Below are 23,871 nucleotides of genomic sequence, written 5' to 3'. Positions count from 1 at the left end.
ATTATTGAGCAAAGGCCCGGCTCAGCCCTTTTCAGCATCCTTCTCATAAGCTTCGATGATCGCAGCCACAAGTGGGTGGCGTACAACATCCTTGCTGGTGAAATAGTTAAACGAAATTTCCGGTATCCGGTCCAAGAGACGCTCCGCATCCGCAAGCCCCGACGGCATGCCACGTGGCAAATCGATTTGCGTCCGGTCACCGGTGATCACCATCCGTGATCCTTCTCCAAGACGTGTCAAAAACATCTTCATCTGCATAGAGGTCGCATTTTGCGCCTCATCCAGCACAACAAACGCGTTCGACAGTGTCCGCCCCCGCATGAAAGCAAGGGGTGCGATTTCGATGACTTTGTCTTCCATCATTTTGGCAAGCTGCTTGCCGGGGACAAAATCATTCAATGCGTCGTAGAGCGGCTGCATATAGGGATCAACTTTGTCTTTCATGTCGCCGGGCAGATAGCCTAATTTTTCACCAGCTTCGACAGCGGGACGTGACAAAATGATCTTATCGACCGCGCCGGTGATCAACATGTTCACACCAACCGCGACAGCCAGATAGGTTTTACCTGTCCCCGCCGGACCGATGCCAAAGGCCAGTTCATTGTCGAACAGCGATTTAACATAGACCTTTTGCGCATCGGTGCGCGGCTCAATCAGCTTTTTGCGGGTCTTGATTTCAACCTTTTCGCCGACTGGCATTTCCATTTGGCCGGCAGGCCCTTGGTCTTCGCCCATACGAAATTCGCGGTCGATGTCGCTTTGACCAACTTCGCGGCCTTGCTCCAGCCGGTCATAGAGCGATCGCAAAACCTCGGTCGCGTCCGCCTGCGCCTCGGGGTCTCCATGCACCGTCAACTGATTGCCCCGGCGCAAAATCTGCACACCGGTGCGGGCTTCGATGTCTGTCAGGTTTCGATCATATTCCCCACACAGTTCGATCAACAAACGGTTGTCGGGAAATTCGAGTACGGCTTCGGTCAGATTGCCTGTGGTCACGCATGTCTCCTGCGCTAGAATTCATAGATATGGTGCCAAGCTGCGCGGCAATGCGCAAGTGTCGTAGTGAAATTCTCTGGGGATAGAATCGAAACTGGCCGCGCATGGAAATGCACGGCCAGCCCAAAATTGATGTCATTCAAGTTTTAGCGCGGATCACCGATAATCGAGGTCGAACCTTGCTTGAAGTTACCGGTTGCGACAGTCGGGGGTGCCGTTCCCGAGCAAACAGGCTTGCCGTATTTGTCGAGACGTGCGGATAGGTAGCCTTCGACACCGTCGTCAATGATCCAGTGATCACAGCCATTTGGGTCAACCCAGATTCCTGCGTGCATATTGCTCAGATCATCTTGGTCGAAAAGACCCCGATCAAGGCTTTTGTCCGGACCAATTGGTGTACAGCCGGCCAGAATAGCCGCTGCGACACCCGTCAAAAGGGCCATTTTTGTCAATTTCATATCCGTGACCCCTTTATCGAATGCAGATGATTTCGACGCGGCGATTCTTTGCCATGCCGGTGGAAGAGCCGTTGGACGCAACGGGCATCCGTTCGCCGTATCCGCGAATGTCTACGATATTCGCACCGGTTGAACGTCCGACCTGCGCTACAGATAAGGCACGGTTGTAGCTCAACTTCATATTGTAGCCGTCAGACGCGCGGCTGTCGGTGTGACCCGAAATGATATAGGCCGTCGCGGACGCCTTGTTGAAGAAGTCGGCCAATCTTTGCTTCCCAGCCGAAGAAATCCGGTGGCTGTTTGTTGCAAAGAACTGGTCTGAGTTCATAACGCCGCAAACATTGCCGCGGTTACATACCGGGATACCTTTGCGGTCGGTGTGCGGCGTCATGTAGCCTTCGACACCATCATCCATTACCCAGTGCTCACATCCGTCCGGATCGATCCAGATTCCAGGAATGTATTGCTCACCCTGAACGGTCCGAGTGTTTTGTGTCGAAATAAAAGGTGATTTTTGCCCCGCCACATCGGCAAATGCCGGCGCGGTGGCCGAAATGCCAGCGAGAGCAGCCAGCGCAAATGCGCCAACGGCTTTGGTCATACGATTAGCCACAGCCTCTGTCCCTTGGTTTGTGTTTCCCCCATTGCATGCGCCAGTCTTGGCAGCGGCACATGCAAACTTACTATAATCAACACATTAGCATTCAATTCACTTGTGTGAAGCGAAAAGGCCGCCCGATTGGGGCGATTTCGGAAACAATTCCCAATTATCTATTGCTTTCTTGTGGATAAGTCCGTTCAGCATTGCGAAACAATGGCTTGTTGCGCGCCTTAGCCTTGCAAAAGCTCTCCGTTCAATGAATTGCGGCCAGACCAAACGATTCGCACGCGCGCCATATCCCCCGGAGCGATTCCCTCGGCCTGAACATGAACAGCGTGCAGATATTCGGATTTACCGACCATCTGCCCCGGATCGCGGCCTGCTTTTTCAAACAAAACGGTGACGTCACGGCCAACCATTGCGTCTTGCAGCGCTTTTTGCTGCGTTGTCAGCAACGTTTGCAAGCGGAGTAGTCGGTCCGCCTTCTCGTCTTCGGGAACCTGTGGGCGTTCAGCCGCTGGTGTGCCGGGGCGTTCGGAATACTTGAACGAAAAAGCCGACCCGTACTCAACTGCCTTCACCAAATCGAGCGTCGCCTGAAAATCTTCTTCCGTTTCCTCGGGAAAACCGACGATAAAGTCACCGGACATGTGAAGATCAGGGCGCACGGACCGCAAACGTTCAACCAGCTTTAGATATTCCTCTGCCGTGTGTTGCCGGTTCATCCGCTTCAAAATCTTATCGCTTCCGGCCTGCACAGGCAGATGTAAATACGGCATCAGCTTTTCGCAATCGGCATGTGCAGCAATCAAATCGTCGTCCATGTCATTGGGATGTGAGGTGGTGAAGCGGATTCGCTCCAAGCCATCGACAGTTGCCAGTTGGCGAATCAAACCGCCAAGACCCTTTTCGTGACCGTGATAGGCATTCACGTTTTGGCCAAGCAAAGTCAGCTCGCGAACACCGCGTTCGACCAAATCCCGTGCTTCGTCCATAATCCGCGCCGCTGGACGGCTGACCTCCGCGCCGCGCGTATAGGGTACAACGCAAAAGGCGCAAAACTTGTCGCACCCTTCCTGCACGGTCAAAAAGGCCGTCGGACCGCGTTTGGCCTTGGGACGTGTTTTGAGCGCAGCGAATTTGTCATCCTCGGGAAAATCCGTATCCACCGCTTTTTCACCAGCGCGGGCTTTCGCCTCAAGCTCTGGCAGACGGTGATAGCTTTGTGGCCCCACAACCAGATCAACCATTGGCTGGCGGCGCATGATCTCTTTGCCCTCGGCTTGGGCAACACAGCCTGCAACCCCGATCTTCAGCTCAGGATTGTTTGCCTTAAGACCTTTGTAGCGGCCCAACTCGGAATACACCTTCTCAGCTGCCTTCTCGCGAATATGGCAGGTATTGAGCAAGATCATATCCGCATCGTCAGGCGTCTCGGTTTGCACATAGCCGGTTCCACCCATGGCTTCGGCCATACGTTCACTGTCATAAACGTTCATCTGGCACCCGTAGGTCTTGATGAAAAGCTTCTTGGGCTCGGTCATGTTATATCCTGTCGCGCTGGCGGTGCGGAGGGGGCAAATTTTCGGCGAAAATTTTATCCGCGATCAGAGGCTGGCAATAGCGCAAAAACACCCTGTCTTGCAATGCACGAGATTTTCACCGATTCTGCGATAGAATTCCGGGGTTCCCCCGGTTTAGAGGCGCAGAATGTATTACGACGGGCTTGAGGATTTTATCACACGTGGCAAAGCGGCCTATGCCAAAGGCCCCATAGCGATGGTCTTTGCCGAAGACGATGCCGAGCTAAGTACAACATTGCGCCATCACCGGCATTCCGGATTTGCCTCGATCATTGTTTTCATGTCTTCGCAGTTTTCACTGCCTGCGGATCTGGACAACAAAGTCCACCGCGTAGAATATGACATGTCCGTGGACAATGCGCTGCAATCCGCTGTTAACGCAGTGATTTCAGCGGCCCCTAATATCTGGATGTACTACTGCTACAATGCCGAATACCTGTTTTTTCCGTTTTGCGAAACACGGACAGTCGGCGAAATGCTTAGCTATCATACCGAAGAGCGACGCGAAGCGATGCTGACGTATGTTGTTGATTTATATGCGGACGATTTGGACAGATACCCGAACGCGGTGTCGCTGGATCACGCGCATCTTGACCGCTCCGGCTACTACGCTTTGGCGCGGCCGGACGCCGCCAATCACAATCATCCAAAAGAACGGCAGCTCGATTTTTTTGGAGGCTTGCGGTGGCGATACGAGGAGCATGTTCCCGCCGAGCGCCGCAAAATCGACAGGATTTCGCTGTTCAAGTCGAAACCCGGCCTTCACTTGCGCAATGACCACACGTTTGATGACGAAGAATACAACACCTATGCCTGCCCATGGCACAACAATCTGACCGCCGCCATTGTCTCGTTTCGCACGGCCAAAGCGTTAAAGCACAATCCTGGGTCTACTTATGAGATCAGCAGTTTTCACTGGCATAATTCTATGCCGTTTGAATGGCATTCCAGACAATTGCTGGATCTGGGGTTGATCGAACCCGGCCAGTGGTTCTAGCACGGCGGGCCTAGGCTCGTGCCCGACGTTTGCGAAACAGCGCCCACCCCAAAAGGGTTGTCATTGCTCCTCCGGCCAAAATACCTGCCAAGTCGCTCGCCACTTCGGCGATTTCGTTGATATGTGCGGCAAACCCATAGCCAAGCCCAATATAAAGAAGGACCCAAACCGCTTCGCCAGACAGGCTGCCGGTTGAAAATACGCGAAGTTTTAGTCCCGCCGCGCCGCTGATGAAATTCACATAGGGGCCTAAGGGGCTAAACAGCCACCTTGTTAGAAACACCGCCGCAACGCCGCGGCGCGCCAACATCTCAGAGGCTTTGGTCACGGTATCACCGACCTGACCGCGCTTTTTTAGCCGCTCAACAAACCCAGTCCCACCCCGGCGGCCCAGCAGATACCCTGTGTGATCCCCCGCCACGGCCCCGACATAGGCAGACAGCGCTGATGTCCACAAAACCAAATCGCCACTTGCTGCAAATGCCCCGCCACCAAGCATGATCAAAGATGCTGGCATTGGCAGCGCAAGACAGGACAAAAACGTTGCAATAAAGATGACCCAGCCGCCATAGACAGGCACCAAGGCAAAGATTGCGTCGCTCATTGTTTCGCCCGATGAATGGCGATGGCCGCATCGATCTGCGCAATCAATTGCGCAACCGGAATACCGCGCAGCTTAGCGAGATCCTCAATTGTTTTGCGTTTTGACGGGGGCCCATCAGGAGACGGCGCAATGGCCAGAGCGTCTATCATGACCTCGTGTGGCACATGCCAGGAATGCGCAACATACCCCGGTGTCATCCAGCCTTCGACGGTTTGATCACGGTGCGCGGGATCGGCCCAAAAAATTGAAAACGCCACCAACCGCACCGCAAAAAACAAGGTAACGGCAACGGCCCCCACAAAAGCCGCCTTGAGCCAAAAGGATCGTGTTCGCAGATTGGGCATCGGTCACACGTCCTTTCCTCAGATCATCAAAGGGGGGTCGCTTCGTAAGAGCAGATCCCCACATGCGCATCCGTCGCGCGCACCAATGCGTCGTTCACAAACACCGCATGCACATATTTTGGGGCCTCGGGCGTTCCATAACTATAGCTCACACAAGATTCATCCCAGTTGTCCGGATTGCGTTCGAAACCGGCATCAGCGCCCAGCGCAACAGTAGCTTCGGCGGGTGACACGCCAACAGCCAGCTTGCGCGCGATACCGTCGCTGCGCGCCGGTTGCGACGCGTCCCCGGCGGGCGCGCCTTGCAGACATCCTGCCACGCTCAATACCGCGCTGCTCAGTAAAACAAGGCGCAACATAGCGGCCCCCTCTTTATAGGTTGTCTTGCTGCGGCATGCCCAGCACATGGAACCCGCCATCGACGCGCACAATTTCACCCGTGGTGCAGGCACCCGCGTCCGAAATCAGCCAAACAGCGGTGCCGCCGACGGCGTCTAGTGTCGCGTTCGACCGCAAAGGAGCGTTTTGGTCGGTGTGCTTGTATGTCTTGCGCGCCCCACCAATTGCAGCGCCCGCCAGCGTCTTCATCGGTCCCGGAGACAAGGCGTTGACACGAATGCCCTCTGGTCCAAGATCATTGGCCAAGTAGCGGGTTGTGGATTCCAGCGCCGCTTTGGCCACGCCCATTACGTTGTAGTTTGGCGTCACGCGGGTTGAACCCATATAGGTCAATGTCAGCAACGTGCCGCCATTTTCCTTCATCAAAGGGTGCGCACGGCGCGCCACTTCTATGAAGGAATAAGCCGAAATATCGAGCGAGTTTTTGAAGTTCTCGCGCGAGGTGTTCAAGATACGTCCGGTCAGCTCATTCTTGTCCGAATAGGCAATGGCGTGGACAACAAAATCGATGCTGTCCCAGCGCGCGGCCAACTGGTCAAACGCCGTATCAAGCGATGCATCATCGGTGACATCGACATCGACCATAAAGTCGCTGCCAACACTGGCTGCCAATGGCTGAAGCCGCTTACCAAAGGCTTCTCCTTGGTAGGTAAACGCCAGTTCTGCACCCGCTTCGGCGCAAGCCTTGGCGATGCCCCACGCGATTGAGCGTTCATTGGCGACGCCCATAATGAGGCCGCGCTTGCCCTTCAGATCAATGGTCATAACTTGGGTCCCGCCTTAGTCTTTGAACTTGGACATAACCATCGAGCCATTGGTACCACCAAAGCCAAATGAGTTTGTCATGACCGAATCCAGTCCGGCGTTTTCTACAATCTCGGTCACAATCTCTTCCGGCTTCAGGGCCGGATCGAGGTTTTCCACGTTTATCGATGGGATCAGGAAATCATGTTCGAGCGCCAACAAGCAATAGATCGCTTCTTGGGCACCGGTTGCACCTTGGCTGTGGCCGGTCATCGATTTGGTCGACGAAACGGGCGGTGTCGAACCTTCGCCAAATACGCGGCGCACGGCTTCGATTTCACCAACGTCGCCAACGGGCGTCGATGTACCATGGGCGTTGATGTAGCTGACCTTGCGGCCTTCTGGCACGGTGGACAGGGCCACACGCATGGCGCGTTCGCCGCCTTCACCCGAAGGGGCAACCATGTCAGCGCCGTCAGACGTCGCGCCATAGCCGGTGATTTCAGCATAAATCTTGGCACCGCGCGCTTTGGCGTGTTCCAGATCTTCCAGCACCAGCATTCCGCCGCCGCCGCCGATCACAAAACCGTCGCGGTCCGCGTCAAACGCCCGGCTCGCGCGTTCTGGCGTGTCGTTGTATTTCGAAGACATCGCGCCCATCGCATCGAACAGGCAGGACAGCGTCCAATCCAGTTCTTCGCCGCCGCCAGCAAACATCACGTCTTGCTTGCCCATCATGATTTGTTCAGCCGCATTGCCGATGCAATGTAGCGAGGTCGAGCAGGCTGAAGTGATGGAATAGTTGATGCCCTTGATCTTGAACGCCGTCGACAGGTTGGCAGACACTGTCGAACACATGGTCTTGGGAACGGCAAAAGGCCCGATCCGCTTGGTTGCGCCGGTTTTCAGCACTGTTTGATGCGCAGCCAACATGGCCGAGGTCGACGGACCACCAGAGCCAGCCACAAGGCCGGTCCGCGGGTTCACAACATCGCTTTCCTCAAGACCGGAATCTTCGATCGCCTGCTTCATGGCGATATAGGCGTAGGCCGCACCGGGCCCCATGAAACGCAAGGTGCGCTTGTCTATATGCTCAGCCGGATTGATTTTGATATCACCAGCAATCTGGCTGCGGAACCCGTGTTCCTTCATCGCCTCATTGGCGGTGATCCCGGATTTTCCGGTTTTGAGAGATGCCAGAACTTCTTCGGCATTGTTCCCGATGCTGGATACGATCCCCAGCCCTGTAACGACGACGCGGCGCATACGGCCTCCCTAGATTTGCTAATGTCTTAGTAAGGCAGGCAAGAACGGGGGGCAAGGTGGTGCGGCGTATCGCCGGATAATCATACCAGCGCAGGATACGGCCCGCTATAGATACAGACGAAACGGATACAATGAACGATCACTGTATCCGCCGGCTCCAACTTTTATCAGCGTGACCGCTTACCGTCCGGCCGTGTAAACGGCAGACCAGTCTTTGGCCATATCGATGATCAACCAGCCCATATCCGGCCCTTTTTCCAGCCCGTCACACAGGCGGCCAATATGGCTGTCACAATCATAAGCGACTTCGCGTTCTGCGTCGGTGTGATGAAGGATCATGCCAAGGCGCGCGCCTTCACCGGCAGTTGTCCACTCAATCATCGGAAAATCACCATCCGAGTTACCCCCAGCTATGATTGGCCGCTTGCCAATGACGCGGTCGATGTTGATCGGTTTGCCTTCTTTGTCGTCCACAAAGGCGATGCCCGGCTCTTTGGTGATAACGGGGGTGCCGTCCACCACAGAATAGCTTGTTTCGGTATAAGTGCCGATGACCTGCTCGGTGGGAATGCCATACGCCCGCTGCGCGAATACCCGCATGAAATGGATACCACCACCCGAAACGATGTAGGTTTTAAAGTCTTCGTCGCGCAGGTAGCTGAGCAGTTCCACCATCGGCTGGTACGTCATTTCGTCATACCCAAGACCGGTCGTCGGGTGCTTGGCCGTATCGAGCCACTCGGAAACGCTCGCTTGGTAATCTTCAACAGCCAGACCCGAATGGGTTGCGTTAATCACCTCAAGAAGGGCATCCATCCCCCCCTCTGCCAGTGCTTCGATATCCCCCTCAGCAGCAGCCTTTAGCGCGTCAGTCGTCAGGAACGCTGGATCTTCGGCTGCCTTCGCTTTGACTGCGTCGATTGCATAGATGAGCTGAAAGTAAACAGGCTGTTCCCCCCAAAGGGTGCCATCATTGTCAAACACAGCAATCCGGTCTGCGGGCGTGACATAGTCATCAGACGCAGTGTCCGTGACACTGTCTACGAACGAGATAATGCGTTCACGTGCGGCGGTATCACTCCACGACGGAAGTGGATCAGCAAAAGCAAAGCTCGCACTTGCAAAAAGCGCTGTAGTGATAGCAGTTGTTAGAAGTTTCACAGCAGATATCCTATAAAATCAAACATTTAAAAGAGGGTGCGGTAAAACCATATGCCAAGGTCAGGGGCTTGGCAAGTTGCGCACAGATTCCGCTTAAGAAGAATGCAAAGCAACCAAAACGCCTAATACGCGCGCACCTCCTACCCGCAAATGATGTGCAGACCGCTGCTTCAAACTTTACGCCAGCACACAAAAAAGAGGCCCTAAGGCCCCTTTTACGTCTAATCAGATCAATCAAGATCAGCTTTCGCTAAGCGCGACCTTCATATCTTTGACTTCATACGCCAGCTCGCCGTCGATTTCGACGGTGCCATCCGCAACACCCATGGTCAGGCGGCGCGTTTGGATCGCTTTGGTAAAGTCGATTTTATAGGTCAGCAGCTTGGCGTCAGGACGCACCATCGCCTTTAGCTTGATCTCACCCACACCCAGCGCATAGCCGCGCCCCTGCCAGCCGCGCCAGCCAAGATTAAAACCGGTCAGCTGCCACAAGCCATCAAGACCAAGGCAACCGGGCATAATCGGGTTCCCTGGAAAGTGGCATTCAAAGAACCACAGGTCTGGCGTGATGTCGAATTCCGCCAGAACATGGCCTTTGCCATGTGCACCGCCATCTGCGGAAATATCCGTGATACGGTCCATCATCAGCATGGGCGGGGCCGGTAGCTGGGCATTGCCCGGTCCAAACAGGTCGCCTGCGGCACATTTCAGAAGATCTTCTTTGCTGAAGCTCGTGGGATAGTCGGCCATTCAGACACGCCCCTTTATTTGTTCTATGTAGTCTTGGTTCAGCTTATCTAACACCCGCCCCGCATCCCAGCAAGTGGCAGGCTAAGGGGGGGGGATTGTTGTTAAATTTTCATGCGACTGAGGCGCAACTGCAAATTCGTTTGAAAAGATACCCCAATCAGACTTATATATAGCGTGCAGCAAATAGGAACTGACAGCTAATGAACTCGATGGCACTGACGCGCGGCAAAGATTGGCTTGGAAAATCGGATCTGCGTCCGACACGGCAACGTCTTGCCTTGGCGGCGCTTTTGGTGGGCGACGGGCAAAACCGTCATGTCACCGCAGAAGGCCTGTTCGAAAGCGCCAAGACAATGGGCGAACCCGTGTCACTGGCGACAGTCTACAACACGCTCAAGGCGTTTTGTTCCGCTGGATTGATGCAAGAGGTCACGGTTGACGGGTCACGCAGTTATTTTGACACCAACACCCATGACCACCCGCATTTCTTTTGGGAAGACAGCGGAAAGCTGACCGATGCCCCCATGGAGCAATTGCGCATTGTAGAATTGCCCGATGCCCCCGAGGGAATGGAAATCGCATCCGTTGATGTGGTCATTCGTCTGCGTAAAACCTAGATCGGGCAGATTCTAAGTCGGGGCTGCTATGGCCCTTGCCACCGTAGCTCGGTCAAGATCGCAAAGCCCTGTTTGGGCCATGGCTATTGATAGCTCATCCTCCAGCACGGTCCACAACCGGTTAAGTCCCGGCTCACCACCAGCGGCAATGGCGTATTGCAGGACCCGCCCGAAGAACGTGAAATCAGCACCGCTTGCCAGTGCCTTTAGCGCATCTTCGCCAGATCTAAGCCCGCTATCAAAGAAAATGGGAAATTCCGGCCCCAAGGCTTGGCGCATTTTCGGCAGTACTTCGATCGGAGACGGAGCGCTTTCCAACTGCCGCGCGCCGTGGCTGGACACCTGAACTGCATCCACCCCCGCCTCCTTAAGTGTAATCGCGTCTTCGACGTCCAACACACCTTTAACCACCAGATTTCCCGGCCAGACGTCGCGCAGTTTGGACAAGGTTTCCCAAGTGGCCCTTGCACGACTTTCGGTGCGATCAAATTCGTATCCCGGCATGTCGAAATTCGCCATTTGCGGTTTGCCCGCCGCCAAAGAGGTCAGCGACCACTGCGGATGCAGCGCAAAATCAATGAACTGGCGTGGCCCAATCTTGAAAGGCATCTTGAACCCATGCCGCAATTCACGCGGCCTGCGACCGACCTCCGGGACATCGACGGTCAAGACAAGTGTCTTGTATCCAGCTGCCTTGGCGCGCTGAACCAGTTTGAATGTGCCAACCCCGTCGCCGCTATAATACAGCTGAAACCACGCATGCCCTTCGGCCACTTCGATGATCTTTTCCATTGGGGTCGAGGCTACCGTCGAAACCCCGTGCGGAATTTTGTGCCGGGCTGCCAACCGCGCAAGCATCAAGTCCGCACCGGGCCCTGACAGGTTGCACATTCCCATCGGCGCAATGCCGAACGGTTGCCCCATCCTCTCGCCAAACAGGTTGACCGACATGTTTCTATCGCTGACATCGCGCAAAATGCGCGGCCTCAGCTTTAACTGATCAAACGCCAAACGGTTATGATCAGCACCAGTTTCCCCACCGGCAGCGCCGTCGATATAGTCAAAAATCATCCACGGCAGTCGCTTTTTGGCGAGGCGCCGCGCATCTTTGGAGGAATGAATTTGCGCAGCACGCCCCATGAGTTATGCCTTTATTGCGGTCATGAAGCGATCCCGGATCACGACAGGGTCCATTGTAATAACCGGAAGTTTGATATTTCCGCTGTCGCACTTGACGACGATGACCGTCATCTTTTTGCTGTCGATGGCCGCTTGCAGGACTTTGCCTGCATCCACATCCTGGCATTCAACCACGTTTTCGCAACCACAGGCGCGGGCCACTGCCGTCAGGCTGGTCTTTTTGCCCGCATATGTCGGCTGATCACCGGTCGACCCGTAAGACCCGTTGTCGATGATCATCAAGATGTAGTTGTCGGCAACATTGTTAGCGATGGTGGGAAGCGTTCCAAGATTGGTCAAAACCGATCCATCGCCATCGATGGAAATGACCGTTTTATCCTGAGCCAAAGCCAGCCCAAGACCAATCGACGACGACAGCCCCATGGTTCCGAGCATATAAAAATTGGTGGGTTGATCGTCGATCATGTGCAGCTCTTGGCTGGGCAGCCCGATGTTGCAAACAACCAGTTGATCGCGAAGGATTGGCGCGATGTCACGCAGAATTTCAGAACGGATCATTGGTCGCCGTAGCCTCCCCAAAAACTCGCATCGGTTAAGATGGCCACAGGTTTGTTGCACATGAAGGTGTACTTCAAGATTGCATCAAGTTCGTCGACGTCAGATTCTTTGTGAAAATGATACGTCGGAACGTTCATCTGGTTAAGCAGCGCTTTGGTGTGAACTGCCATTTCAACCTGACAGGCCACAGGTTCGCGCAGCTCACCGCGGTATGAAATCAACATTGGCAAAGGCATGCGGTAGTACTGGATCAAAGTCGCCAGCGTATTGATTGTCACGCCAATGGCAGTGTTTTGCATAATGATAGCCGGGCGTTTCCCGCCCATAAAGGCCCCCGCGCACAGCCCCATACCTTCATCTTCTTTGTTCGAAGGAATGTGGAAAATCTCTGGTCTTGCTTCGACTTCCTCGATGACACCGGCAAGCTGTTTGCACGGCACTGTTGTCACAAAGGAAATGTCGTTCGCAACAAGATCATCTACGATCTTCTTGTCGATACTCATGTTTATTTTGCCTTTTGGTTCAGGCCCTAAAAGGGCGCATGTGTTGACTTAGGAACTGCGATGCACATGAACGGCGCAAGCGGCATGACGCACGACACGCGCCGCAGTGGACCCAAGCAGAAAATCACTCAGCCCCGGCTTATGAGACCCGATCACGATACAATCGATGCCGTTTTCAGCCGCATAATCGATGATTGTTCGATATGTATGGCCTTTGACAATGACTGCTTGCACACCGTCCAAGCCGTCTGTTTTAGCAGCAAGCTGGCCCTTGGCGGTTTGAAAACCTTCTTTGACAGCCTCTTCGCCAAGATACGCCATCACCGAGCCTTGCGGTGCCTCATAGACATGCAAGGCGATGATTTCGCCGGTGCCTGCCGACAATGACTTTGCGATCTCCAAAGTGTGCTCAGATACGCCATGATCCAGCGCCATAGGAACGAGAATTTTTTTATACATCAGTCTTTTCCGGTCGTGTGGTGGGCTTTAGGCCCAAGGGTCTAGAATAATTTTCGGGGCCGAAACCGCTCCGGCGCGCAAATCCTGAAAAGCTTGAAAGCCATCGCCAAGCGCGCGTTTCTCAGGCCAATCCAGCGGCCCGAGACGGCCGTCGAAAATCGCTTGCGCGGTGTCCCGGAAATCTTGGGCGGTATAGGTGTAGGTGCCGATAAAAGTGATTTCCTGCAACGTCAGCCGGCGCACATCCAGTCCGCCTAGGTCTTCGCCCAACCCGACATGGGCAATCACACCGCCCGGTTGCGCAAGGGCCGAGGCTATGCGGCGCGTAGCAGCATAGCCAACCGCATCAATCACAATGCCATAGCTGCCCTCAGCGGTCTCGACGACGGATTGGCCGCATACCTGCGCCAAAAACGTCCGGCGGGCTGCGTTCGGTTCCGCGATCGTGACGTCAGTCACCCCATTGGCCGTCAAGGCCAAGGCCGCCGCCAAACCAATCGCGCCGCCGCCGATCACCAGCGCAGATTTGGGCATCGACATGTGCAACGATTCCAAAGCCAGTCGAACGGCATGCCAGCTGACGGCCAAGGGCTCGGCCAGCGATGCTTTGTCGGTTGTGGTGCCATCAGGGATCTCAACAAGATTGCGATCCGGCATGGCCAGATATTGCGCAAACGCCCCTTCGCGCGGCGGCATGGAAATGATCTGGCGTTGTGCGCACAGGTTTTCACGGCCCGCCTGACAGGCGTCGCAGATCATGCAGGTCACCAATGGGTTCACAGTCACGCGCACCCCGTCTTTGGACCCGCCGACAATCGTGCCTGCGGCCTCGTGCCCCAAAATCAACGGGGCCGGTCTGCGGTCGTCATGCCCCAAATAGGCATGCATATCAGATCCGCAAATGCCGACGGCTTCGACACGGATCAGCTGTTCCTCTTTGCGTGGCTCAGGGTCCGCAACATCGCGAAACCCCAATTGTTCAACGCCGTCATAAACCAGTGCCTTCATTTCGCAGTAAACCCCCCGTCGACCATCAACACTTGGCCTGTGACAAAACTGGACGCGTCCGAACACAAGAACAGTACCGGTCCATCGATATCCTCCAGCGTACCATTGCGCCCTGCGCAGGTTTGCGCAGCATTGCGCGCCGCCCGATCGGGATCATCGAACACCGCTTGGGTCAATTCCGTCGGAAAAAAACCGGGCCCGATGGCATTGGCGGTGATCCCGTGCGGAGACCATGCCTCGGCCATTGCGCGGGTCAATTGACCTATGCCAGCCTTGGTTGCCCCATAAGCAATTCCGCCAGGAAAAGCCCGAGTGGTTTGCAGGCTTGCAAAGTTCACGATCCGCCCCCACCCCTTGGCCTTCATTGCCGGAACCAAGGCCTGACTTAGGAAAAACGGAGCTGACAAATTCAACGCCAGCGTTTGGTTCCACGCCTCGGGTGTCACATCGTCGGCAGCCTGCCGAGTGTTCACACCTGCCGCGTGGATCACAATGTCAGGTGCACCAAACGGGGCCGAAACAGCCTTTGCCAATTTCGCAACGCCGCTTTGATCCGCGACATCCGCAACCACCCTTGCCGACTGCTCACCGATTTCAGCGCAAAGACTGTCCAACGCTTCGGCCCGACGGGCCACCCCGACGACCTGCGCACCAGCACCGGCAAGGGCAATGGCCGCCCGGCGACCAAGCCCTGAACTGGCACCGGTAATACATGCGACCTTGCCGCTTAGATCAAAGAGAGCGACCGCGTTACTCATCAGCAGTCAGATCGAAAGTTTCATCAGGGAAATATTTGGCAAGCCGGACATCTGCCGCGCGCGCATGGCCTTCCATACCCTCTAGCCTTGAAATCCGTGCGGTCGCTTCTGCAACACCTTTTGATGCCTCACGGGTTGAGCGCTGCCACGTGACAATTTTCATATATTTGTGGACACTAAGCCCGCCAGTGTAACTGGCAGCGCCAGATGTTGGCAAAACGTGGTTGGTGCCAGTGGCCTTGTCACCATAGGAAACGGTGGTTTCTTCGCCCAAAAACAACGATCCGTAGCAAGTCAGACGATCCAGCCACCAATCCAGATCAGCGGCCTGCACGGTCAAATGTTCGGGCGCGTATTCATCGGAACAAGCCGCCATATCTTCGCGATCTTCGCAAACGATCACCTCTGCGTAGTCGCGCCACGCGGCAAACGCATTGTCGCGGTTCAATTCTGGCAGGTCTTCAATCAGAGCCGGTACTGCCGCCATGACCCTTTCGGCCAAATCACGATCATCTGTCACCAACCAAACGGGCGAATTGTACCCGTGTTCGGCTTGGCTGACCAAATCTGTTGCCACGATATGTGCGTCGGCATTCTTATCCGCCAAGATCAGACTGTCTGTTGGCCCGGCGATCATGTCGATGCCAACCCGGCCAAACAATATCCGTTTGGCTTCGGCCACAAACTGGTTGCCGGGGCCGACCAGAATGTTGGCCTTGGGCAATCCGAACAAGCCAAAAGTCATCGAGGCCACGCCCTGAACGCCGCCCATCGCCATGATCTTGTCGGCACCGCAGATATGGGCCGCATAAACGATCGCGGGTGGCACCCCCTGCCCCGGACGTGGCGGCGAACAAGCCGTAATATGCCCGCATCCCGCAACCTTGGCCGTGGTCACCGTCATAATCGCACTGGCGATATGGCTGTAGCGCCCGCCCGGCACATAACACCCGGCGGCGTCAACCGGGATCAGTTTTTGCCCTGCGACAAAACCCGGAGCGATTTCCATCTCAACATCCGTTGTGGTGCCCTTTTGTAGCTCAGCAAAGCGGCGCACGTTGTCATGTGCAAACCGGATGTCTGCTTTCAACTTTTCAGGAACCAACGCGAAGGCGGCCTCGATCTCTTCTGGCGTCAGAAGGACATTTCCCTCGTAGCGGTCAAATTTCGCCGCATATTCCTTGGCCTTGGCATCACCATCAGCTTCGATGTCAGCCAAAATGGATTTGACGGTTTCATGTACTTCTGACGCGTCGGACTTGGCGGTCAGGGATGCTTTTTTCAGGTATTCACGTGGCATTGAACAACAGTCCTATTTGTAGATATCAGGCAAAAGCGTTGTCGAAATCGCCGGAATATAGGCGATCATCAGAACAACAACGAACATGCACAAAACGAAGGGCACGGCGCGGGCGGCGATCTTGAGAATGGATTCTCCTGTTATTCCCGACACCACGAATAAGTTGAGCCCAAGGGGCGGAGTGATAAAGCCAACACCCAAAGCAGTAATCATCATGATGCAGAACTGAATTTCATTCATACCGATGTTGTCCGCGAGCGGCTTTAGGATGGGGGCAAGGATCACAATGTTTGGCGTGGTTTCCATGACGCAACCCGCTGCGATCAAGATGCCGATCATCAACAAGATCAAAATCCAAGGCTCATTTGTTAGCCCTGTGATGGACGTGACAAACCCCTGAGGGACGCCCATAATCGCCAACGCTTCGGCCAAAGGTGCCGAAAAGGCGATGATGGGCAATATCACTCCGTTGACTTTGGCCGAGCTGATCAGCATGGCAGGGAAATCTGCCAAGGTCAGTGTCTTTAAAATAAAACCCATTGCGATAGTGACAACTACAGCCGTTGCACCAGCTTCTGTCGGGGTTAAGCGCCCTGAAAAGATGCCGTAAAAGATGATGCCGGGCACGATAAAGGCGTACCAACCTGACTTGAGCGACTTGCCCAGATTTCTGAGCCATTCCGCCAAAGTCATCTGGCCGCCACCTTCGTAGGCATAGATCCTGTTTACAATCAGGTTGGTCACAAGGATCGCGATCAAAATGGCCAAACCCGGGATCAGGGCCGCAAGAAACAGCGTCGAAGCCGAAATACCCAAGACCAGACCGATAATGATGTAGGCGATTGATGGCGGGATCAAAATTCCGGTGCAGGCACCTGCTGCAACGAGGGCGCAGGCATAGGGGCGCGGGTAACCGCTTTCGACAAGACGGGCTATTGTCATGCGTCCGACGGCAGCAGCGCCGGCTGCGTCAGACCCCGATATGGCCGCAAACATCCCGCAAACGAGCACCGTCGCAGAGCCAAATCCGCCCTTGGTGAAACAGGTCAAGGCCTCGGCCACATCCAGAAACTTGCGCGACAGGCCGGTTCGCACCAAAACATCACCGGTCAGAATAAAGAGCGGCACGGCAGTCAGCGCAAACGCGTCAATTCCAGAGAACAGGCTTTCTCCGACGAGGCTGAGTGGCAAATCCCCTGACATATATAACATCAAAATTGCCGTTGCCCCGATGGCAGCCCACACAGGAACAGCCATGGCGATCAGCGCAACAAAGATGATCACTGGCAGGTAAAAATCCCAACCCAGTTCAACAGTTTGATTAAGTGTACTCCAGAGCATTTCTCACCTCTCCTCAATCAAACAATGTATCGCCTTCGTAAACCGGCTTGCCGGTCCGAAGGGAATGGAAGTCACGACGAAACGATTGCAGCAAACGCCAGATTATCAGGGTAAACCCCGCAGGGACGGCCATCAGGAACCACACTTTCGAGATGCGCAAACCGTCGGTCACTGACCCGAATTTGGCCGAGACATGAACCGCCTCGAACGAAGATTGCAGGGCGACTATGGCCACCAGAAACATGACAATGTCGCCAAAAATATACAAAAGAGCTTTGGTGCGCGGCCCGAGGTAGTGCATGATCACGTCGATGCGGATGTGAGCGCGCTCTTTGACCGCTGCGGCAGCACCAATCCACGCCAAATAGATGAATGAATATCGGACGATTTCTTCTCCCCAGATCGACGAGTAGGAGAAAACTTCGCGTCTGAGGACCTCGACAGCCATGGTCGCGACCAACATCACATAGAACGTCAAAAGCAGCCATCGCTCTGCGTTCTTATCTAACAGGTGCAAAAACTTCATAAGGAAACCCATCGGTTGGCCATGACTATACACTCCGCAGAAACGCGACGGTGAGGGTCACAGAATGTGGTGGGAGCCGGGCACCCGTAAGTGCCCGGCGATCATTAGGCGTCGTGTACGAAGTACTTGCCTTGGGTGCCTGCAGCTTCTTCCATTTTGGCGAAAACATCCATGGAGCCGGCCAGTTCTACCTTGAACTCATCCCATTCCGGCAGCTGATATCCGCCAGCGGCTTTCCATTCACCCAATTGGTCATCGGTTAGGCTGTGGAATTCAACGCCTGCTTTGGCCAACTCGGCCATGGCATACGAACGTGCCGAAGGTACTTTGGACAGGTTCTGGTGCGCGGTCATCTCGGAGCCCCACATGATGCCTTCTTGAACATCGGCGGGCATTGAGTTGAACCATTCGAGGTTACAAGAATAGACCTGACTGTCTGGCACAGCCTGCGTAAAGGTCACATGGCTCAGGATATCCTTGAACCCGAAGACATACAGCGCGCCGACGGATGGGTCGAGCGCATCCGCAACACCCTGCTTGATCGCGGATGGTGTTTCCCCCCACGCAACAGGCGTCGGGTTGGCTCCAACCATACGGTAGTACTGCTGCAGCATTTTGGAACCCGGCACACGGAATTTGACGCCATTCAGGTCGCCGGGGCTCAGCACTGCGCCAGCTCCGCCTTTGCGGACTGCAACGACGCGTGGGTCAATGTTGACGTAGAAAAGCGCTTTGAAGCCATTGGCTTCGACCTTCGGATGCACTTCGCTGTTCCAGAAATCGGAATTCACAAGGTTGGTGAACCGCTGGTTGGACCCACACAGATAAGGCATGTTGATCAGGTCAACTGTGGATGCAAAAGGCGCAAAGTTTGCCAACGAATGCTGCGCCGCCTGAATCGTGCCGCCTTGAACTTTTTGGACAAGCGCTCCGCCCGCCCCGAGCTGACCGCCCGGTGCCAGTTTCACGTAGACCTTGCCGTTTGTGGCGTTCTGGATGTTTTCCTTAAGGTCCAACTGCATGATCGGATAGCTGCGCGATGCGCCCATGACATAGGCTGTTGCGATGGTCATAATGTGATCGGCGGCCTTCTCGCGGTCCCGCTCTTCGTTTGCAGTCTGCGCGACTGCCTCTGAAGACCAAAGAAAACCGCCAGCCCCCGCAACCATCGCGGCGGTAAAACCACCAGTGGCTGTCAGTTTCAAGAAATTCCGGCGTCCTGCCGAAGCAATCTCTTTGCGTTCCTTATCCATGTGTATTCCTCCCATTAGAATATATCTGCGAATTACCCTGCCCGGTTATTTTTTCCGGGCCGTTTCTTTTTGTAGAATCGCAACGACGAACAAGATCGCCGAGGTGAACAGGATCAACATTTCACCAATATCGCCAACGAATGCCGCATTCGAAAATGCGCCCAGCGCGACGTTTACAAAATAGATCGTGAACACGACCAACGAGGCAGCAAGAAACATGATGAAGCCCTCCGAGAGTTGATTCCTACCGAAATGTAAGCGCTTACATACGCACAATGCAAGCGCTTACATTTCGACGTGCATTCTTAAATTTTCCGAACTAAGATATTCGCTAACCGAAATTCTACAGGCTTCACCGATGCCTTCCACTCATATTATCCCGACTTTGGACGATGTTGCAAAAGCGGCAGGCGTTTCTACGGCGACAGTATCGCGCTGTCTCAACACCTCTGAAAAGGTGTCCGAAAGATCGCGTTTAAAAGTGATGAAAGCCGTTGAAATGCTGGGGTACACGCCGAACTTCGGGGCGCGGGCCATGGCGGCAAAGCGCACGTTTACCATCGGGGCTATCATTCCGACCATGGAAAACGCCATTTTTGCGCGGGGGCTTCAGGCGTTTCAAGAAACGCTTTACGCCAACGGTTATACGCTTTTGGTGTCCAGCACGGCCTACCGCCCGGATGTTGAGGCCGAGCAGATCAAAGCGCTGATCGCACGCGGGGCCGACGGGCTATTGCTGATCGGCTACGAGCGCGATCACTCTATCTATAAATACCTTGAACGGCGCGGTGTGCCTACGCTGATTGCGTGGGCCTTTGCCCAAGACAGTGCTTTGCCGACAATCGGCTTCGACAATCGCGCGTCGATGCGGGCCTTATGTGACAAAGTCTTGGACATGGGGCACAAGAAAATTGGTTTCATTTCCGGGATTATAGCGGGCAATGATCGCGCTTCAGAGCGCCTGCAGGGCGTCAAGGAAGGGATGCGCGCGCGTGGCTTGGACCCGAACGACATGCCTGTCTGCGAAAGCACCTACGAGATTGAGAATGGTGCCAATGCCTTTGAAACGATAATGCAGGGGGCATATACCCCCACGGTGGTCATGTGCGGCAATGACGTTCTGGCTGTCGGGGCGATGCAACGCGCCCATGAAATGGGCTTAAAAGTCCCGCAGGATGTTTCGATCACCGGGTTTGACGACATCGAACTCGCACGCATAGTGTCTCCGCAGCTGACGACAGTTCATGTCCCACATCGCGAGATGGGAAGCCGCGCTGCAGAAGAATTGACCCGTATGGTCGAGCATGTAAGCACCGGGGTTTCCTGTCAGCTTGACAGCTCTTTGCGGCTGCGTGGTTCACTGCGGGTTTTAGACTGACTTCTGCTCTCCGACACCAAAATTCCGGCCGCTGCCTTGCCTGGTGCACTTACAAGATCATCTCTTTCCAGACACCCGATTTTGCGTGACTATGTATCCCAATCCGATGTTCCACATAGGGAAGACCCAGATGATCCGCAGCCTAGTCGCAACAACTCTGATCTTTGCGGGCAGCTTCGCTTACGCTCAAGATCTGCCAATTTTCGACGCCCATATGCATTATAGCCATGACGCTGTTTTGCAAATTCCACCGGATCAAATCGTCAAAATCTTGCGGGACGCTGGTATCAAGAAGGCGCTTGTTTCCAGCTCTGATGACGACGGGACACAGAAACTCAAAGCCGCAGCGCCAGATATAATTGTACCGGCGTTGCGTCCGTACCGCCAGCGCGGTGAAACAGGAACATGGATGCACGATCCGGCGATCATCGACTATCTCGAAGAACGTTTGGCAAAATTCAACTACGAAGCGATCGGGGAATTCCACGCGTTTGGAGATGACATCAAGACCGATGTGGTTCAGCGCATGATCGCATTGGCCCGAGAGCGAAACCTGCTGCTCCATCATCACGGCGACCGTCAGGCGCTTGATCTTATCTTTGCCAGCTGGCCTGAGGCAAGGGTGCTTTGGGCACATTCAGGCTTTGACCGACCGGACGAAGTAGCAGAGGCTTTGGAAACCTATCCGCGGCTTTGGGCGGATCTTGCCTATCGATCCGACATGTCCAACGCCCAAGGTTTGGCCCCTGACTGGCGCAAGACTTTCGCCGCTTATCCAGATCGATTCATGGTTGGAACAGACACCTTTGCGCCAGAACGATGGTACTATGTTGGCCCTCATGCGGACTATACCCGCAGATGGTTGTCTGACTTACCAGCCGGTATTGCCCGCAAGATCGCATACGAAAATGCCGAGACCATGCTGATGACACAATGAAAACCCTCGCTACATTGTTGTCGATGCTTTGCGCGAATCTCTGGGCGACCACAGCTCTGGCTTGCCAATCTGAGGCCGAGGCCAAGCCGCTGATCAGCACCTCGCCCGGAGAGGTGAGCGGGGTTGCCATTCTGGAACCCATTCCCTTGTCTCAGCCATTTGGCTTGCAACTGCTCTTTTGCGGAAAGGACGCAACGACGATCAAGGAGATCAAAGTCGGAGCTGTCATGCCTGCCCATCAACACGGCATGAATTACACCCCCGTTGTTGATGCTCTGGGGGATGGACGTTTTGCAGTGTCAGGAATGGTGTTTCACATGCCCGGTCTCTGGGCGGTACAAATTGCCGCTACTGGCAGAGCGATGCCCATGTATTTCACGCTAGAGGTTCATGCCCGGTGATCAAATCTGTCTTTGGTCTTTTGGCCCTTTTCCTTGGGGCCCTTTGGATGTCTGCGGCCACGGCAGAGGTTATTCTGAGCGACAATGAGATTGCCCTCACACTTTCGCACGGACCTTGGCCGCCAGCCTTTGTCGCTGATCCCAGCAATCGTGTGTCAGGTCTACCCGCCGCCATTAAGCTGGGTAAAGGCTTGTTCTTCAATCCGGTTTTATCTCGCGACGGGTCAATGTCATGCTCTGATTGCCACGACCCGTCACATGGGTTTGCAGACCCAAAAGCCCGATCAGTCGGCAAGGTCATCCTCGATCGAAACGCCCTTTCGTTGACCAATGTACGTGGCCACCGCTGGTTTGGCTGGGCAGGTGGAAATGACAACCTTTGGGCGCAAAGCCTCGTGCCCATTTTGAATCCCGATGAAATGAACCATGATGATGAAAGCCTGAAAACCGCGATAGCAAAGAGCACTTGGATCCAAGATTACGAGGCGCTTTTCGGCCCCCTTTCGGAACAAGCCGCCACAGATGTATCGGTCAACATCGCAAAGTCTTTGGCAGCATATCAAGAGACCTTGGAAACCGGCCCGACATCCTTTGACAGATTCCGAAATGCCATGGAACGCGGTGACATTGCGGCAGCGGCGCACTATCCACTGGCAGCACAGCGCGGGTTGCAAATATTCTTGGGGCGTGGGAATTGTGCATTTTGCCATTCCGGCCCAGCCTTCACAAATCGAGAGTTTCACGATGCTGGCGTGCCCTATTTCATAAACCAGACGCGGGTCGACACCGGTCGCTATGGCGGGCTCGAGGCGCTGTTCGCCTCCCCGTTCACACTGGCGGGGTCCTATTCGGATGATCGTGAAAAAAGCGGCGCATGGGCTGTGCGGCAAGTGCAGCCGCTTCATTCGGATTTCGGAACGTTTCGCGTGCCAAGTTTACGTGGCACCGCCAGAACTGCACCATATATGCACAACGGTAGCCTCGCGGACCTTCAGGCCGTCGTGGACCATTACAACACCATTGATCTGGAGCGTTTGCACACAGATGGAGAGGCCATATTAACCCCCCTCGCCCTGTCAAAACGTGAATCCAGTGATCTGCTGAAATTCCTGCGAACCCTCAGCGACGACGAAGGTTGATTGGCAAATAGATTTCCAAATGCATGGGAAAGTTCAGCTGGTACCCGCGGCCGGTATCTTTTAGCCTTTAAAAACAGTAAGAAATTTACAAACTGGGTAATTTATGGGGAGCCAAAATCCAGATCCCTCAGGATCGATTTCGCGCAGCGCTCACACACCGGAGTGCAAATCCGTCCAAACCGGTTTGTTTCCGGTTCCCACCTCCTTTTGATAACAATCACTTAAGATTTCGTACTACGCTTTTAGGTGAGTAGTTTATGCGCCGCCCGCTATTTTGGGGAAGCAACATCGCGGCATTTGGTGGATCCATGAAGGCGGCCCTGGGCCTTTGGCCAGACTGAATAATAATGGGCGTATTCTGTTGAAAAACTCACTTGCATGAAAAACGCTGTCAAAATTTGGAACAGGTGTTTCGTGGATGCGCGTCTGACAAAGAATATTCGCAGTATGGCGTGTCAGAAGGACGGTTTTCCGCCAAAATGCGCCTTGTTGGTCAGACACCGAGTTTTTCAACATAACGGGCGGATAGTGTGAATTCGCTGCAAGTGCGGCTTGATGATATCTACTGAAAAAAGCGGACATACACAGGCGACTAAATCATGTTTCCGTGCAGCAGCGTAGAGGTCGGATCCGAGTCCAAAAAGAAGCGC

At 54.6% G+C, this 23,871-nt stretch carries 28 protein-coding genes; 6 read left to right on the top strand and 22 right to left on the bottom strand.

What is annotated here, in order from left to right:
• Positions 1-21 precede the first annotated feature (21 nt).
• The 4 genes from C8N36_RS03400 to miaB form a co-directional block, all read right to left on the bottom strand.
• Positions 22-996: a PhoH family protein gene (locus C8N36_RS03400; RefSeq protein WP_097803221.1), complete on the bottom strand. Its 975-nt coding sequence runs from the start codon at positions 994-996 to the stop codon at positions 22-24.
• Between the two features lie 146 nt (positions 997-1,142).
• On the bottom strand, positions 1,143-1,454 hold the full coding sequence (locus tag C8N36_RS03395; protein WP_097803220.1) for a hypothetical protein: 312 nt from the start codon (positions 1,452-1,454) through the stop codon (positions 1,143-1,145).
• Between the two features lie 13 nt (positions 1,455-1,467).
• Positions 1,468-2,067: an OmpA family protein gene (locus C8N36_RS03390; RefSeq protein WP_245910709.1), complete on the bottom strand. Its 600-nt coding sequence runs from the start codon at positions 2,065-2,067 to the stop codon at positions 1,468-1,470.
• Positions 2,068-2,285: 218 nt separating this feature from the next.
• Entirely contained in the window at positions 2,286-3,599 is a 1,314-nt protein-coding gene (gene miaB, locus C8N36_RS03385; protein ID WP_097803218.1) for a tRNA (N6-isopentenyl adenosine(37)-C2)-methylthiotransferase MiaB, read from the bottom strand.
• Positions 3,600-3,765: 166 nt separating this feature from the next.
• On the opposite strand from miaB, the gene C8N36_RS03380 reads away from it, so the two are divergent.
• Positions 3,766-4,635: a hypothetical protein gene (locus C8N36_RS03380; RefSeq protein ID WP_097803217.1), complete on the top strand. Its 870-nt coding sequence runs from the start codon at positions 3,766-3,768 to the stop codon at positions 4,633-4,635.
• Positions 4,636-4,645: 10 nt separating this feature from the next.
• On the opposite strand, the gene C8N36_RS03375 is transcribed toward C8N36_RS03380, so the two are convergent.
• From C8N36_RS03375 to fabA, 7 genes are all read right to left on the bottom strand, one after another.
• A complete protein-coding gene (locus tag C8N36_RS03375; RefSeq protein WP_097803216.1) occupies positions 4,646-5,239 on the bottom strand; it encodes a DedA family protein in 594 nt (197 codons plus the stop codon).
• The gene (locus C8N36_RS03370) at positions 5,236-5,583 is read right to left on the bottom strand and encodes a hypothetical protein (protein WP_097803215.1); all 348 of its coding nucleotides are present in this window, start codon (positions 5,581-5,583) and stop codon (positions 5,236-5,238) included. The genes C8N36_RS03375 and C8N36_RS03370 overlap by 4 nt, the downstream gene beginning before the upstream one ends.
• A gap of 26 nt (positions 5,584-5,609) precedes the next feature.
• On the bottom strand, positions 5,610-5,942 hold the full coding sequence (locus tag C8N36_RS03365; RefSeq protein ID WP_097803214.1) for a hypothetical protein: 333 nt from the start codon (positions 5,940-5,942) through the stop codon (positions 5,610-5,612).
• A gap of 13 nt (positions 5,943-5,955) precedes the next feature.
• Complete coding sequence (locus C8N36_RS03360) at positions 5,956-6,747, bottom strand: enoyl-ACP reductase FabI (RefSeq protein ID WP_097803213.1); 792 nt, start codon at positions 6,745-6,747, stop codon at positions 5,956-5,958.
• 15 nt (positions 6,748-6,762) lie between these two features.
• Complete coding sequence (fabB, locus tag C8N36_RS03355; protein WP_097803212.1) at positions 6,763-7,992, bottom strand: beta-ketoacyl-ACP synthase I; 1,230 nt, start codon at positions 7,990-7,992, stop codon at positions 6,763-6,765.
• Between the two features lie 180 nt (positions 7,993-8,172).
• A complete protein-coding gene (locus C8N36_RS03350; protein ID WP_097803211.1) occupies positions 8,173-9,153 on the bottom strand; it encodes an HAD family hydrolase in 981 nt (326 codons plus the stop codon).
• 240 nt (positions 9,154-9,393) lie between these two features.
• Positions 9,394-9,903, bottom strand: coding sequence for a bifunctional 3-hydroxydecanoyl-ACP dehydratase/trans-2-decenoyl-ACP isomerase (fabA, locus tag C8N36_RS03345; protein WP_097803210.1), 510 nt, complete (start codon positions 9,901-9,903; stop codon positions 9,394-9,396).
• Between the two features lie 200 nt (positions 9,904-10,103).
• On the opposite strand from fabA, the gene irrA reads away from it, so the two are divergent.
• On the top strand, positions 10,104-10,520 hold the full coding sequence (irrA, locus tag C8N36_RS03340) for an iron response transcriptional regulator IrrA (RefSeq protein ID WP_097803209.1): 417 nt from the start codon (positions 10,104-10,106) through the stop codon (positions 10,518-10,520).
• A 12-nt stretch (positions 10,521-10,532) separates the two neighbouring features.
• On the opposite strand, the gene C8N36_RS03335 is transcribed toward irrA, so the two are convergent.
• From C8N36_RS03335 to C8N36_RS24080, 11 genes are all read right to left on the bottom strand, one after another.
• Positions 10,533-11,660, bottom strand: coding sequence for an alpha-hydroxy acid oxidase (locus tag C8N36_RS03335; RefSeq protein ID WP_097803208.1), 1,128 nt, complete (start codon positions 11,658-11,660; stop codon positions 10,533-10,535).
• Between the two features lie 3 nt (positions 11,661-11,663).
• Positions 11,664-12,218, bottom strand: coding sequence for a sulfopyruvate decarboxylase subunit beta (comE, locus tag C8N36_RS03330; protein ID WP_097803207.1), 555 nt, complete (start codon positions 12,216-12,218; stop codon positions 11,664-11,666).
• Positions 12,215-12,721: a sulfopyruvate decarboxylase subunit alpha gene (comD, locus tag C8N36_RS03325; RefSeq protein WP_097803206.1), complete on the bottom strand. Its 507-nt coding sequence runs from the start codon at positions 12,719-12,721 to the stop codon at positions 12,215-12,217. The genes comE and comD overlap by 4 nt, the downstream gene beginning before the upstream one ends.
• Positions 12,722-12,769: 48 nt before the next feature.
• Complete coding sequence (locus C8N36_RS03320; RefSeq protein ID WP_097803205.1) at positions 12,770-13,180, bottom strand: universal stress protein; 411 nt, start codon at positions 13,178-13,180, stop codon at positions 12,770-12,772.
• 27 nt (positions 13,181-13,207) lie between these two features.
• Positions 13,208-14,188, bottom strand: a complete 981-nt coding sequence (locus C8N36_RS03315; protein ID WP_097803204.1) for an alcohol dehydrogenase catalytic domain-containing protein — start codon at positions 14,186-14,188, stop codon at positions 13,208-13,210.
• Positions 14,185-14,946, bottom strand: a complete 762-nt coding sequence (locus C8N36_RS03310; RefSeq protein ID WP_097803203.1) for an SDR family NAD(P)-dependent oxidoreductase — start codon at positions 14,944-14,946, stop codon at positions 14,185-14,187. The genes C8N36_RS03315 and C8N36_RS03310 overlap by 4 nt, the downstream gene beginning before the upstream one ends.
• Complete coding sequence (gene hisD / locus C8N36_RS03305; RefSeq protein WP_097803202.1) at positions 14,939-16,246, bottom strand: histidinol dehydrogenase; 1,308 nt, start codon at positions 16,244-16,246, stop codon at positions 14,939-14,941. Before hisD ends, C8N36_RS03310 begins: the two co-directional genes overlap by 8 nt.
• A gap of 12 nt (positions 16,247-16,258) precedes the next feature.
• The gene (locus C8N36_RS03300; protein ID WP_097803201.1) at positions 16,259-17,587 is read right to left on the bottom strand and encodes a TRAP transporter large permease; all 1,329 of its coding nucleotides are present in this window, start codon (positions 17,585-17,587) and stop codon (positions 16,259-16,261) included.
• A 13-nt stretch (positions 17,588-17,600) separates the two neighbouring features.
• On the bottom strand, positions 17,601-18,113 hold the full coding sequence (locus tag C8N36_RS03295) for a TRAP transporter small permease (RefSeq protein ID WP_097803397.1): 513 nt from the start codon (positions 18,111-18,113) through the stop codon (positions 17,601-17,603).
• 104 nt (positions 18,114-18,217) lie between these two features.
• Complete coding sequence (locus C8N36_RS03290) at positions 18,218-19,366, bottom strand: TRAP transporter substrate-binding protein (RefSeq protein WP_097803200.1); 1,149 nt, start codon at positions 19,364-19,366, stop codon at positions 18,218-18,220.
• A gap of 45 nt (positions 19,367-19,411) precedes the next feature.
• Positions 19,412-19,585 carry a hypothetical protein gene (locus C8N36_RS24080; protein WP_170125788.1) on the bottom strand — a complete coding sequence of 58 codons (174 nt, stop codon included), beginning with the start codon at positions 19,583-19,585 and terminating at the stop codon, positions 19,412-19,414.
• Between the two features lie 139 nt (positions 19,586-19,724).
• Here C8N36_RS24080 and C8N36_RS03285 point away from each other — a divergent pair, with 139 nt between their 5' ends.
• The 4 genes from C8N36_RS03285 to C8N36_RS03270 all read left to right on the top strand — a co-directional run bounded on the left by C8N36_RS03285 (position 19,725) and on the right by C8N36_RS03270 (position 23,221).
• Entirely contained in the window at positions 19,725-20,744 is a 1,020-nt protein-coding gene (locus tag C8N36_RS03285; RefSeq protein WP_097803199.1) for a LacI family DNA-binding transcriptional regulator, read from the top strand.
• Positions 20,745-20,874: 130 nt separating this feature from the next.
• Positions 20,875-21,681 carry an amidohydrolase family protein gene (locus C8N36_RS03280; RefSeq protein ID WP_097803396.1) on the top strand — a complete coding sequence of 269 codons (807 nt, stop codon included), beginning with the start codon at positions 20,875-20,877 and terminating at the stop codon, positions 21,679-21,681.
• A complete protein-coding gene (locus tag C8N36_RS03275; protein WP_097803198.1) occupies positions 21,678-22,082 on the top strand; it encodes a hypothetical protein in 405 nt (134 codons plus the stop codon). Before C8N36_RS03280 ends, C8N36_RS03275 begins: the two co-directional genes overlap by 4 nt.
• Positions 22,083-22,129: 47 nt before the next feature.
• Complete coding sequence (locus C8N36_RS03270; protein ID WP_146227638.1) at positions 22,130-23,221, top strand: cytochrome-c peroxidase; 1,092 nt, start codon at positions 22,130-22,132, stop codon at positions 23,219-23,221.
• The last annotated feature ends 650 nt before the right edge of the window (positions 23,222-23,871 follow it).

It is taken from the genome of Pelagimonas varians (assembly GCF_003208435.1).
GTDB classification, from domain to species: domain Bacteria; phylum Pseudomonadota; class Alphaproteobacteria; order Rhodobacterales; family Rhodobacteraceae; genus Pelagimonas; species Pelagimonas varians.
The sequence above is the reverse complement of the archived record's forward strand: the minus strand, read 5'-3'. Positions and strand labels throughout refer to the sequence as shown.